Below are 12,723 nucleotides of genomic sequence, written 5' to 3' on the forward strand. Positions count from 1 at the left end.
GGAACAGTTTTTATTTATTTTATTTGAATGGAAATTGTATTGTTTTTTGCATTGTTTTCTTTTATTGTTAATATTATTTCTCCAGACTCTTTAAATGAATACGGTGATAGTTGATAAATATCTTTTATATCAAGTTTTTCTTGTAATTTATTTACCGGTATTGATACGATATTTGGCTTCCATGTTTCTTGTTTTCCTGAAGGATATTCTATAAGTATTACCGGATTTTTTAACTTTATTGTTTTCCAAGAGACGAAATATAGTTGTACTTCTGTATCTTTTTTTAATAATTCTTCGGAGAAATAACCGAATTCGCCTACATTACCGAAAACAGTATAGTTTTGATTTTTTAATTTAATATCTAAATAACTAGGTTGATATGTTACTGCATGATAAGTCCCATATGAAAGTGAGAGTATGGCAGCGATTAAAATACCGATTGAAAATGTCTTAAAGCTATTGCCTTTAAAGCTAGTCATCATGAATGAGTTTGGTGTGAATTTTTTTGCGAATAAAAAAATAAGTAATATGAGTAAGAGGGGTAAGCCGATGAATATATACATAGATTTTTACACCTCCATAGCGTAAAATGGATTAACTATATTTTACCATAAATGTATGGGTTAGGGTGGTTATTTAGAAGGAAAAAATGAAGGAACAAATTCTTTACAGTTCTTGATAATTTAAAATTTGATTTATGGAAATTATAGCGTGATGTTTGAGTCGCAATCAGAAGGTATCCAATTCGTGTATATAGAATAAAGAGGGAATGCGCCATTAGAAATGTTTGACTTATGGAACAATAAGGACTTTACTAATTATACATATTTTTTCTGATATAATGAATGAGTAGAGAGAAAGGAGTGATCCTATGGCATTTCCTATATTAGAAACAGAACGCTTACGTTTAGTTGAAATAGAACAATCTTATTGTCAAAAAATATATGAAATCTTTTCATTGGATGAAGTGACGTGTTATTACGGTATGAATTCTTTTACGGAGTTTGGACAAGCTTCACGTATGATCGAATCTTTTTCAAAAAATTACTTTGAGAAAAAGGCAATACGATGGGGAATTGTGTTAAAAGAAACGAACGTTTTAATAGGAACAATTGGACTAAACAATTTACAATTATGGAGTAAACGATCTGAGATTGGATATGATCTGCATCCTCGTTATTGGGGAAATGGTTACGCTTCGGAAGCAGCTCGAGAAATTATTGATTATGGATTTAAAGATTTAGGTTTGTTTAGAATTGGAGCTATTACATATCCTGAAAATGATACTTCTTGTAGAATGTTATCTAAAATTGGCTTCCAAAAGGAAGGTCTATTGCGTGGATATATTCATCAAGGAAATAAGCAACACGATGCATTATTGTATTCTATAGTACGAACTGATATTGAGAACATAAATTTATAATAAAAAAAACCTCTTAATTAAAAGAGGTTTTTTTTATTATAAATTAACCTAATTTAGGTAATAAACGTTCTCCGCTTTTCATGCTACTTTTACATAAAGGGCATTTAGGCTCTTCTTCAAATGAAAAGTTCTTTCTCATCCATCCTAAACAATCCTCTGATTCACATTCCCAAACAGGGGTTTGTTCTGGTGGTACTTCTGCTACATCGTTCTTTCGATTGCGATACATGTAACCACTCCTTTTATGTAAAAAATTTTAGTTATATATTAAAAAGGTTGTTAACCTTGCTGGTAACAACCTTTTTATTGTTTGAATTATAGCTTTACAACGTTTTTAGCTTGAGGTCCGCGGTTACCTTCTTCAACTTCGAAACTAACTTCTTGACCTTCGTCAAGAGACTTGAAGCCGTCGCCAGTGATAGCTGAGAAGTGAACGAATACATCGTTACCGTCTGCAACTTCGATGAAACCGAAACCTTTTTCGCTGTTAAACCATTTTACTTTACCTGTTAATGTCATGGTAATGCCTCCTAAAAGTAGAAAAATTACAATATGATCGGCCTTATTTGAATGAAAATAAAAGTTCACATATTATCAAAAACCCATAAGGAGTACAAAATGTCCCTGATTGATACTTGATAATATGCAAAGAAAATATAGTGTTAAATTGACCTTAATTACTATCTTACAACAAATGGTTGGAAATAGCAAGTGCTGGTAATACCACTGAGTAATCTGGGTGATAATAGTAAAGGCACAAAGGCACCTCTTTTATTTATATATTATTCCTAATTTGGATTTATTCCAAACAAAAATCATTTATATGAAAAAATAAGTTTAAATAAAAGGCTAAATATTATTTTAATATTGCTGATGAGTACCATAATTAGGAGGATAAAATATTGCAAAATAAACAATTTAAAATAATTGAAGCAGCAAAAGAAGGAAGAAGAAAAGTTCATCCTGTTTTTGCTGTCATACTCGCGATTATATTTTTAACTTTAGGTGAATTATTTATGTTGTTTATGCTGATTTTACCGAAAGCAGAAACAACTTTTATGAAGGCGATTTATAGCGACATTGAGATGATATTAATGTTTGGCGGCGCAATATTTTTTGTGTTTTTATGGATTAGATTTGTAGAGAAAAGATCATTTTCATCCATTGGTTTTTGGAGAAATCAATGGATAAGAAAATATTTGAGAGGTACATTAATAGGATTTGTTTTCATTTCAATACCAGTCATGCTACTTTTATTAACTGGAAATGTACAACTACAAATGCAACACATTACACCAACCGCTATACTTGGAATTGTGGGATCTTTAGTTGCTTTTTTAATACAAGGTGCAACAGAAGAAATTGTTGTTCGGGGTTGGTTATTTCCAGTTCTTTCTGTTAGAAGCCGTATATGGATCGGTATTGTTGTAACTTCATTTTTATTTGGTTTTCTTCATTTACTAAATCCAGGTATTACAATTCTTTCAATATCGAATATAATATTAGTTGGTGTGTTTGCAGCTTTTTACGTTTTGAAAGATAGTAGTCTTTGGGGGATATGCGCATGGCATTCCATTTGGAATTGGGCACAATATAACGTATTTGGTTTTGCGGTTAGTGGAATGACAATGTATTCTACACCACTTTTTAAACCTGTAACAACTGGATCGGAATTCCTTCATGGAGGCTCGTTCGGAATTGAAGGTAGTATCATTACAACAATCATGCTCACTATCGCTTCAATTGTTTTATGGAGAAAGTTATGGGGAAGAAAAGCGAAACAACGAAATTTTAGTTAATGAAAGCGGGGGAAACTATGGGGATAATAGCATTTGAGGGAGCAAGCGCTGTTGGTAAAAGTACCACGTGCTGTGAATTAGAAAAGAATTATGGTGCTTATATAATACCTGAAGTGAATTCTTTATTTGAAAGGCCAAAAAATGAACATAGAACATGGTATTTTGAAAAACAAGTTGAGCGCTGGAATATAGCTGTTCAGAAGTCAGAGCAATATGAATTAGTAATACTCGATGGGGATATATATCAACCACTTAGTTATAATTGGTGCTTTCATTTTGATATATTTAATCAGCCATTATCTTTAATAGAAAATTTTTATAAAGAAAAGATGATAAATAGGGAAATTGGTTTTCCGGATCAATATTTTTATTTATATACGAACGATGAAGAACTTAGAAAGCGGAAAGTATCTGATGAGACGAAAAGAAGAAGAAACTTTGAAAAACATTTACATATATCAAAATCGTTTCAGCGTTATTATGAAAATTTAAATACTGTTACAGATGGGTATTGTAAATTAATTGAGGCGAAAAGTGTAAGAAATAATGAATTAGAAATAGTGAGAAACTCAAAAAATTTGAATGTGTGTGAAGAAAGACGCTTTGATGTTTCGAGGTTAGATGCTATTACGAAGTGGTTAAAAGAAAATCGTGCATAAAGTAAAAACAACGAGTGTTGTAGAACGCGCTCGTTGTTTTTTTTGTTTCTTTATAAATATAAAGGAAAAATTTGTAGAATATTTTCATTATTTAACAGAATAATCTTTCAATTTTAAAGAAAAAGAAATACAATATGAGGAAGTATATATAAATAATATGATAGGGGATGCGATGCGATATTTTGAATGAAGTAACAGTTTTTATATAAGAAATAATTAGGTAGTCAGAACAGAGATATTTGGGAGGAAACAAGCGAGATGAAAACATTTTTGAAAATAATAGGTGTTATAGCTGGTATGGCGGTAATCGGAGTAGGTTTAACATATGGTATGCTGCATTATTTAAATAATAGTAAACCAGCTGCGAAAAAGGCATCACCAGCTGCTCCAGCAGTAGAAGTATTAGCTGATAGTAACGTAAAAGCAGAAGATGCAAAGCTTTTAGAAAATGGCAATTATTCATTGCCAAATAGTGGTTTTAATAAAAATTTTAAATGGACAGATGAGAACATACAGACAGCATTACATGAAATGGCACATCAAAAAGCGAAAGCTGATCAAAAGTGGGGCTATATTTTTATTACACAAGAGCGGATTGAAAGCTTAATTGATATTGTAAAGAGTAATGATCTTGTGCAGGGAAGTACATATGTAGAAATTTTAGAACGATGGAAACAAGGAAAATATGAAAAGGTTGATGGGGATCACAATAAGATTTGGAAATTACAAAGTGGGAATTTAGGAGAAGGAAAAGGAGTAATGTCGGAAGCTGAGCAAAAAGAATTAATTAATCAAGTGTTTATGAACAAAGGTACATATTCAGGTAGTAAATTAATTGCAGGTGGCGGACAGACTAATAAATAATATACTAATTAATGTAAGAGAGTAATTGCTTATTAGGCAATTACTCTTTTTAAATGTACTTCTTAATATCTTAATCTCGTTCAAGTAAGGAAAGAAACGACTGTAACACCGGGGAAATCCATCTGGATTTATGATAGATTACATGACTTTGAATAACTGTTGGAGTTTCGATAGGCTGAAAACATAGTTGTTCTTTTTGACAACTTTCCTGTACAACGATATAAGGAAGAATTGAAATGCCTAACTCACACATGACGGATTGTTTAATGACTTCAACATTGGAAGTTTCAAATGTTTTAGCTGGAATATTTCCGCTTTGACGTAAAAAACGATCTACCATTGTCCTATAGCCGCAGCTTTGTTCTGTAAAAATGAACTGGGTTTCCTGTAATAACTGGAATGGATTTGTATGTGCAGCGGAATAAGCTGGTAAAATCCATCCAAATGTTTCATTACTAAAAGTACGCGTAATAAAATCATTATGTTCTATACTTTCTCCAATTATGAAGACAACGTCTGTTTCTCCTTCACGTAATTTTTGTAATGCTTGTTCATTTGTGTTCGTTTCAAGTACGATATTTACTTTCGGATTTTTCTGTTTGTAAGTACGTAATAATTGTGGTAATCGGTATACCGCTAATGATTCATTAGATGTAATACTTAATGTACCTTCTAAATAATCTGTATTTTGGGGGATTTCTTGCGCTTTTTCATATATTGAAAGTAATTCTAATGCATAAGGATGAAATTGATGACCGGCTTTTGTAAGTAGCACTTTTTTCCCTAACCGATCGAAAAGAGGGATATGTAAATCGTTCTCTAAAGCTTTCATATGTGCTGTAACAGTAGATTGCGCATAACCTAGCGCGTGCGCAGCTTTAGAAAAATTACCATACTTCACAATGGCGCAAAATGTTTTAACATGTCTCATTTCCATAAGCGATCCCTCTTTTATTATCATGATTTGTGAATGATTATATCATGTATTTTAATTTTCCAAATGATTAAATTCTGTATAAAATGAAATTGTAGAAATATTCATTCAGGTGATATTGGAGGAGAAAAGATGATCAAAAAGGGCTATCATGTAGCTGTTGTTGGGGCTACAGGTGCGGTAGGGCAAAAAATTATTGAACTGTTAGAGAATGAAATGAAGTTTAATATAGTTGAAGTTACATTGCTTTCGTCAAAACGATCCGCTGGTAAGAAAGTAAGATTCAAAGGACGAGAGATAATTATACAAGAGGCAAAAACAACTAGTTTTGAAGGTGTAGATATTGCCTTTTTTAGCGCTGGGGGAGAAGTATCTAGACAATTTGTAACTCATGCAGTTTCTAGTGGTGCGATTGTAATTGATAACACAAGTGAGTACCGAATGGCGCAAGATGTACCGCTCGTTGTTCCGGAAGTGAATGCGCACACTTTAAAACAGCATAAAGGTATCATTGCAGTTCCAAATTGTTCAGCATTACAGATGGTAACAGCACTTCAGCCGATTCGAAAATCATTCGGTTTAGAAAGAATTATCGTTTCAACATATCAAGCTGTATCGGGTTCTGGCATTCATGCGATTCATGAATTACAAGAGCAGGCTAAGTCTATGCTTGCTGGTGAAGAAGTGAAAAGTAATATATTACCGGCGAAAAAAGATAAAAAACATTACCCAATAGCGTTTAATGTACTGCCTCAAGTAGATATATTTACAGACAATGATTTTACTTTTGAAGAAGTAAAAATGATTCAAGAAACGAAGAAAATATTAGAAGATGAAAACCTGAAAATGGCAGCTACTTGTGTACGTGTTCCAGTTGTATCAGGGCATTCAGAATCGGTTTATATAGAACTGGAAAAAGAAGCAACCGTTGCGGAAATTAAGGAAGTATTAATGGGTGCACCAGGTGTTATTTTGCAGGATAACCCTAGTGAACAGCTGTATCCAATGCCATTATATGCAGAAGGGAAAATAGATACATTTGTCGGAAGAATACGTAAAGATCCTGATACGCCAAACGGATTCCACCTCTGGATTGTTTCCGATAACCTATTAAAAGGTGCGGCTTGGAATTCAGTTCAAATCGCAGAGACTTTAGTGGAAAAGGGGATACTTTAATATAGTTTAAAAAACTGGGAAATCGTTAATGATTTCCCAGTTTTTATTTCATAATTGTTTTCTTTATTTCGGCCGACTTTAATTAAAATTAGTCGTTATTGAATTTTTATAAATGTCTACTTTATGTGCAGTGAAGCGTAAGGTTTTGGATTCTGCATGAATTGTAAGGTTAATAATAATCGATAACGGCATTTCGACCGTTTTCACAATATCTTCTATAGCAATATACTCATTTTCTGTTTCGTTATAATAAACAACAGAACGGATTACTGCCTCGTTACCTTCAATATCAATTTCACACATCATAGGGAATTTTTCACCATTATGTAAGAATAGTTCGCCTAGTACGATTGAACCGTTTAACTCCTCTGTAAAATTAGTAGTTGTTGCTGGTTTTACCCATGTTTCGTCATGTTCTTCATTTTCCTCTTCATCTATTGCCCATTCCCATATGGGGTTTTGTTTTAGGTCTTCAATAGTTAATTTATCAATTGGTTTGCAACTACTCATACATAAATTCTCCTTTTATTTTGATAAATAAGTTTTTTGATTTCATGAATTAGATGATTGCTTATAAGTGGGTTTAACAAAGTATTTTGCTCATTTGATATCCAAACTACTTTATTTTGAAATAAAGCTATTACAGCAATATTAACAAAACTTTAATTGTCTAGTAAATAATTATTAGTGGAGATATTAAAATGGGATGGTGTTAAAGAAAGATAGTAAAAAACATCAAGGATGAATGAAATCCATTTGGTACGATATGGATATATCCAATGTGAGGGGGAGTTTGATGTATCAAGTAAAGGGGTATTTTTCATCATTAAAAGGAAGTTATTATGAGATTGGAAAGCAACAAGGGGAATTCGTGAAACAAAATCCGTATCTCATCCCGCAATTTATACACGAAGAAAATGTAATATCTAATAACCATTGGACAGAATCGAGAAATATACTAAACAAACATTGTCCAGGCATAAATGAAGAAATTGAGGGGTTTTGTGAAGTGTTAAAAATTCCTTCAAAAAATATGATGTATTACTATCAAACACTATTGAAAGCAGGTTGTAGTCATTGTGCAGTATTACCTAAAAAGACCGATTTAGAGCACACATATGTATTAAGGAATTATGATTTGTCACCAGTAATAGATGATATGCGTTTTTGTTCAACTCATGTTGAAGGTGCGTATGCACATAGTGGCTTTTCTACTCAATATTTTGGCCGAACGGAAGGGGTTAACGAGCATGGATTAGCTGTTACATTTTCAGCATGTGGTCAACCAGTAGGAAATATTGCAGGTTTAAGAAAGCCAATGGTGAGTGGTTTACAATGTTTTGCGGTAATTCGATTGTTGTTGGAGAAATGTAAAAATGTGCAGGAAGCTAAGTTACTAATAGAAGAAATACCAATTGCTAGTAATATTAATTTAATAATAGCTGATCCTTTAAATGCAGCATATATTGAAATATTGGACGGTCATAAATCCACAATAACGATTGATGATGAAAAACAAGCTTTTATTGTATCAACAAACCATGCAGTTAGTTCATCAATTCAGAAATTAAATAATAGGAAATTAGAACAATCAACAAAGAGATATTACCTTTTACATGAGCATTTAAATAGATGTGAACAAGTAAGCATAGAGTCTTTAAAAAAGTTAGTAGAAGAAGAATATCCTGCTGGACTTACTGTGCATAACTATGAAGAATGGTTTGGAACTTTACATTCTGTATTATTCGATTTACATGATCGTACAATGAAGATTTGTTTCGGATCACCACTTTTAAACGACTGGTATTCATTGAAAGTTGGAGGAAGTATGCCGTTTTCTGAGGTGAACGTGAACTTTAAAAATAAAACTTATACTGACTTTTGGAAGGAAGATAAGAATGAATTGATACCTAAAAGATAAATGGGATAAGATGGTGATGTAAAGAGTGCATTTATACTGGAGGGATTACAAATGCTAAAAGTTATGTTACCATTTGTTCTTATCTTTTTTCTTATTATTGCGATGTATATTGCTTATCAAAAGAGAAAAAGTCTGGGATAAAAGGATTGAAAAGTGCGGTAACTTCTATTTGCTTCTTTTCACTTGCAATCTTAAATATGTTTGCATATTGGTTTCATTTTGGCGGTGCTTTTACTTGGTTATTTTCAATTGTATTATTGCTAGTTGGTGCATATTTTACTAAATATATTCCAATATCTAAAAAGGTACATTAAAGTTTATAAGAGTTAAATATAATGTTTACTTTGTTTTGAAAAGAGATTATTCTACTAAATTGTTGTGAAACGGTTTCATAGGATAATCTCTTTTGTTTAGTTTTGGAAAGAACGTACTGTGATTTTTAGTTGCTCAATAAATTCTCGAGTTGCAGCACACATATATTTATCTTTTCTATAAATTAGCCCTATTTCAATTATTGGAGTAGGGTTTTCTATTTTAATAGCTTGAATGTTTTTATTTTGTAAAAAGTCTATATATGGTTTGGGTAACACTGTAATTCCCATTCCTTTGGAAACCATTTGGATTAAAGATTCCATCGTACTAATTTCTAAAATTGGCCTTGGTTTAAAGTTTAACTTTTGACAATGAGATGTAATTAGTTCGGTTAAAAAGAAATTTTTAGGTAAAAGAATTAAAGGGTAGTTCTGTAATTCAGCAATAGATACATGATTACGTTCAGCTAATCGATGACCAGTGGGCACGACCAATGTAAGATCGCTTTTGTATAGAGGGATGGAGATAATCTCTTTATCTTGCACCGGGAGAAATGTAATTCCAATATCTAGTTCGTTTTGTAATAATTTTTCACGAATATCTCCTGTACGAAGCCCTAATACAGAAAGCTCTATATTAGGATATAAATTGTTAAAATTTAAAATAGCTGGTGGTAGTAAATAATTTACGACGGTTAACAAAGCCCCTATTGTTAAGGAACCTTGCTGTAATCCGTTTAGGTCTTGAATAGCTGAACGAGCTTGTTCGACTTCATGAAAAATGGTTTTACTATGTGATAATAAAATCTTCCCTGCTTCAGTTAATGATATTTTTTTACCAATTCGATCGAAAAGTGGCATTCCTACTTCATGCTCTAATGCACGTATTTGTTGACTTAGTGAAGGCTGTGAAATATTTAATTTTTCAGCCGCTTTTGTGAAATGTAATTCTTTTGAAACAGCTAAAAAGTATTCAAGTTGTCGTAATTCGATTGGAATCACCTCAAGTATAATGATAGGTTATACCTATCATTATTATATAAATAATTGAATTGAACAATGATTTTAGAGGTTTTATAATCATCTTTATGTAACAGAGAGGGTTGTAAAAATTAATCGAGAGAAAATACATGTAACACCTTTAAAGGAGGAAATAGAATGGCTAATGAATATCAATTATTATCTTTAAATATAGGATTACCAAAAGAGGTTACATACGGCGGAAAAGTAATTCATACAGGCATAAATAAGAAACAAGTAAAGGAACCGGTATATTTATCCTTTGTAAAATTTAATGGGGATGGACAAGCTGACTTAGTTCATCATGGAGGAGTAGATAAAGCAGTTTGTGTTTATACTGGTGATCACTATCCATATTGGGAAAAAGAATTGAATCAAGATTTTGTATATGGGGCTTTCGGAGAAAATATAACAGTTAGTGGTATGCGCGAAGAGGATGTTTGTATTGGTGATACGTTTGAGCTAGGACAGGCAATCGTACAGGTAACACAACCAAGGCAACCTTGTTTTAAATTAGCAAAAAAATATAATATTCCAAAGTTACCACTATATTTTCAAGAAACAGGATATACAGGATTTTATTTTCGTGTATTAAAAGAAGGATGGGTATCATCAGTCGATACCTTAAAAAAACTACAGTCTGATCCAAAAGGTGTTTCAGTAGCGTTTGCTAATCGTATCATGCATAAGGAAAAACAAAATATTGAAGGGGTAAAAAGGATATTAGAAGTAAATGCACTTTCATGTAGTTGGAGAAAGTCTTTTGAAAAGCGTATAAGTGGAGAAGAAATTAATACGAAGGAAAGACTTGAAGGAATAAAAGACTAAAAATATTTTATTATAAATAGTGTATTTCTATTAGTAAAAGCTAATTAGAAAGCGCTATTTTTGTATAATAAACTAATTAATATCCAGAAATCTTAATATCGTTTTATTCGACTTATTTTCAAATAGTCAAAACATAAAATTAATTAGACTTTTTTTTTATGTTTTGTGATAGTATATTGATTGGTAAGACCTCTATTTTTAAGAGTAGGTCATATAAGTATATCTAATTTAATGGAATTTAACATTTGGAGGTACAACATGGGGAATGTTGAAAAATTGGCAAGTCTTCTAATAGAAGAACCGAAAAGAGAGCAGTTATTTCCTTTATTTGAAGAAGTGTTTGGAATTACAACTCAAACATTGAATGATTTTTCGGATAAAGGATATTGGGATGATACATATAAAGCTTTATCATTTTTACAAGAAGATAAAGTGATTGCAAATGTTGCGGCATTTTCACTCCCATTATTAATTAATGGTGAAAAAATAAATGCAGCGGGTATTCAATCAGTAATGACACACCCTAATTTTCGTAGACAAGGGTTAATGACACAATTAATGGGTAAAATGATAGAAGAAATCGATAAGAAATGTGAATGTGCATTATTGTTTACGGAAAACCCTGAACTATATACAGCATTTGGATTTAAAGTTGTGCAGGAATATTTGATGACTATACCATATGATAAAAATATTAATAATAACGATTCACTACTTAAAAAGTTAGATTACTATAATATAGAGAATAGACAGTTAATACATGAAACTATTGATAGTAGCCAAAGACTTTCAAATAGTTTTTCAACTTTAAACTTCCATCCTTCATTTTATTTGAATATGTATGATTCGGAATGGAATGAGAAATTGTATTATTCAGAGAAACTAGATGCTCTAATCGTTTATGAAGTAGAAAATGAAAAGTTGAAATTATTTGGAGTATTTGCGCCAGTACTTCCGGTTTTAGATGAATTATGTGGAGAAATCAATGAAAGGTTTACGGAAATCGAATTTTATTTTTCTCCGGATCAATTAGGGGTTGAGGATGTACAGTTTACAGAAGTACAGTCTAGCAAGTATTTAATGGTTCGAAGTGATAAAGAGTTAGATTTTAAAGGTTATAAATTCCCAGTATTAGCGGAGTTTTAAATGTCTATATAAATGCTTTATTATGGAGGAGCTATGAATATATCGTATATACCAGAACATATTGAGCAACTCACTATAATGAATGTACCTGAATACTATAAAATTAATGATAATCATGCGTTTATTGTCCGTTCGAAAGCAGAAACTGATTTTTGGCTTAAAACACATTATGGTTTTGAAGTAATGAATGGTCATGTATTTTATAATGAGATGATGACAGACTTTCAAGCTGAAGTTCAGTTACGTATGAATCCAAATTCAAAATTCGATCAAGCAGGTCTTTTTGTTATGATTTCGGAGAACTGTTGGCTAAAAACATCTTTAGAATATATCCCTGAAGGGCCATCTCACTTAGGTGCTGTCGTAACGAATAATGGATATTCTGACTGGTCAACGCAAGATTATCCAACTGAAGCAGCTAAGCAACAACTTCGTTTTCGAATTATTCGAAAAAGCGGTGATTATACAATATATGTGAAAAAGGGCTATCAATGGGAACAAATAAGAATCGCTCATTTAATGGAGGATATAGGGAAGGAGCCTGTTAAAATAGGTTTTTACACGTGTAGTCCTTCTAAAAATAAGGGATTTGAGACTGAGTTTTTACATTTTACAATTGAAGAAATATAGATGAAAAACCGT

At 31.9% G+C, this 12,723-nt stretch carries 15 protein-coding genes and 1 pseudogene; 10 read left to right on the forward strand and 6 right to left on the reverse strand.

What is annotated here, in order from left to right; genetic code table 11:
• Positions 1 to 14 precede the first annotated feature (14 nt).
• On the reverse strand, positions 15 to 563 hold the full coding sequence (locus tag ACX9TM_RS12255) for a hypothetical protein (protein WP_072770359.1): 549 nt from the start codon (positions 561 to 563) through the stop codon (positions 15 to 17).
• A 308-nt stretch (positions 564 to 871) separates the two neighbouring features.
• On the opposite strand from ACX9TM_RS12255, the gene ACX9TM_RS12260 reads away from it, so the two are divergent.
• A complete protein-coding gene (locus ACX9TM_RS12260) occupies positions 872 to 1,423 on the forward strand; it encodes a GNAT family N-acetyltransferase (protein WP_000885397.1) in 552 nt (183 codons plus the stop codon).
• A gap of 43 nt (positions 1,424 to 1,466) precedes the next feature.
• Here the strand turns inward: ACX9TM_RS12260 and ACX9TM_RS12265 are convergent, their stop codons facing one another.
• Both ACX9TM_RS12265 and cspD read right to left on the reverse strand, forming a co-directional pair.
• Positions 1,467 to 1,652 (reverse strand): cold-shock protein, encoded by a 186-nt coding sequence (locus ACX9TM_RS12265; protein WP_000286203.1) that lies wholly within the window; start codon positions 1,650 to 1,652, stop codon positions 1,467 to 1,469.
• A gap of 86 nt (positions 1,653 to 1,738) precedes the next feature.
• Positions 1,739 to 1,942: a cold-shock protein CspD gene (gene cspD, locus ACX9TM_RS12270; protein ID WP_000176366.1), complete on the reverse strand. Its 204-nt coding sequence runs from the start codon at positions 1,940 to 1,942 to the stop codon at positions 1,739 to 1,741.
• A gap of 383 nt (positions 1,943 to 2,325) precedes the next feature.
• On the opposite strand from cspD, the gene ACX9TM_RS12275 reads away from it, so the two are divergent.
• The 3 genes from ACX9TM_RS12275 to ACX9TM_RS12285 all read left to right on the forward strand — a co-directional run bounded on the left by ACX9TM_RS12275 (position 2,326) and on the right by ACX9TM_RS12285 (position 4,745).
• Positions 2,326 to 3,222: a CPBP family intramembrane glutamic endopeptidase gene (locus ACX9TM_RS12275; protein ID WP_065382412.1), complete on the forward strand. Its 897-nt coding sequence runs from the start codon at positions 2,326 to 2,328 to the stop codon at positions 3,220 to 3,222.
• The gene (locus ACX9TM_RS12280) at positions 3,222 to 3,881 is read left to right on the forward strand and encodes a chloramphenicol acetyltransferase (RefSeq protein ID WP_139256980.1); all 660 of its coding nucleotides are present in this window, start codon (positions 3,222 to 3,224) and stop codon (positions 3,879 to 3,881) included. The genes ACX9TM_RS12275 and ACX9TM_RS12280 overlap by 1 nt, the downstream gene beginning before the upstream one ends.
• Before the next feature lie 258 nt (positions 3,882 to 4,139).
• The gene (locus ACX9TM_RS12285; protein WP_000846982.1) at positions 4,140 to 4,745 is read left to right on the forward strand and encodes a PRK06770 family protein; all 606 of its coding nucleotides are present in this window, start codon (positions 4,140 to 4,142) and stop codon (positions 4,743 to 4,745) included.
• Positions 4,746 to 4,815: 70 nt separating this feature from the next.
• Here ACX9TM_RS12285 and ACX9TM_RS12290 read toward each other — a convergent pair whose 3' ends face one another.
• Positions 4,816 to 5,682, reverse strand: coding sequence for a LysR family transcriptional regulator (locus ACX9TM_RS12290; protein WP_000425899.1), 867 nt, complete (start codon positions 5,680 to 5,682; stop codon positions 4,816 to 4,818).
• Between the two features lie 129 nt (positions 5,683 to 5,811).
• Here ACX9TM_RS12290 and ACX9TM_RS12295 point away from each other — a divergent pair, with 129 nt between their 5' ends.
• Positions 5,812 to 6,855 carry an aspartate-semialdehyde dehydrogenase gene (locus ACX9TM_RS12295; protein ID WP_063220084.1) on the forward strand — a complete coding sequence of 348 codons (1,044 nt, stop codon included), beginning with the start codon at positions 5,812 to 5,814 and terminating at the stop codon, positions 6,853 to 6,855.
• Positions 6,856 to 6,933: 78 nt separating this feature from the next.
• Here ACX9TM_RS12295 and ACX9TM_RS12300 read toward each other — a convergent pair whose 3' ends face one another.
• On the reverse strand, positions 6,934 to 7,365 hold the full coding sequence (locus tag ACX9TM_RS12300; RefSeq protein ID WP_063220083.1) for a hypothetical protein: 432 nt from the start codon (positions 7,363 to 7,365) through the stop codon (positions 6,934 to 6,936).
• A gap of 286 nt (positions 7,366 to 7,651) precedes the next feature.
• On the opposite strand from ACX9TM_RS12300, the gene ACX9TM_RS12305 reads away from it, so the two are divergent.
• Together ACX9TM_RS12305 and ACX9TM_RS12310 are read left to right on the forward strand one after the other, a co-directional pair.
• Entirely contained in the window at positions 7,652 to 8,776 is a 1,125-nt protein-coding gene (locus ACX9TM_RS12305) for a C45 family autoproteolytic acyltransferase/hydrolase (RefSeq protein WP_000285233.1), read from the forward strand.
• 51 nt (positions 8,777 to 8,827) lie between these two features.
• Positions 8,828 to 9,090 (forward strand): annotated as a pseudogene (locus ACX9TM_RS12310) (hypothetical protein).
• Between the two features lie 96 nt (positions 9,091 to 9,186).
• Here ACX9TM_RS12310 and ACX9TM_RS12315 read toward each other — a convergent pair.
• A complete protein-coding gene (locus ACX9TM_RS12315; RefSeq protein WP_000612238.1) occupies positions 9,187 to 10,089 on the reverse strand; it encodes a LysR family transcriptional regulator in 903 nt (300 codons plus the stop codon).
• 156 nt (positions 10,090 to 10,245) lie between these two features.
• On the opposite strand from ACX9TM_RS12315, the gene ACX9TM_RS12320 reads away from it, so the two are divergent.
• The 3 genes from ACX9TM_RS12320 (at position 10,246) to ACX9TM_RS12330 (ending at position 12,711) form a co-directional block, all read left to right on the forward strand.
• Positions 10,246 to 10,935, forward strand: a complete 690-nt coding sequence (locus tag ACX9TM_RS12320; RefSeq protein ID WP_001262990.1) for an MOSC domain-containing protein — start codon at positions 10,246 to 10,248, stop codon at positions 10,933 to 10,935.
• Between the two features lie 258 nt (positions 10,936 to 11,193).
• Positions 11,194 to 12,081 (forward strand): GNAT family N-acetyltransferase, encoded by an 888-nt coding sequence (locus ACX9TM_RS12325; protein ID WP_000528673.1) that lies wholly within the window; start codon positions 11,194 to 11,196, stop codon positions 12,079 to 12,081.
• Positions 12,082 to 12,114: 33 nt separating this feature from the next.
• Entirely contained in the window at positions 12,115 to 12,711 is a 597-nt protein-coding gene (locus ACX9TM_RS12330) for a DUF1349 domain-containing protein (protein ID WP_063220082.1), read from the forward strand.
• Positions 12,712 to 12,723: the final 12 nt, after the last annotated feature.

This window comes from Bacillus sp. LH1, assembly GCF_057924895.1.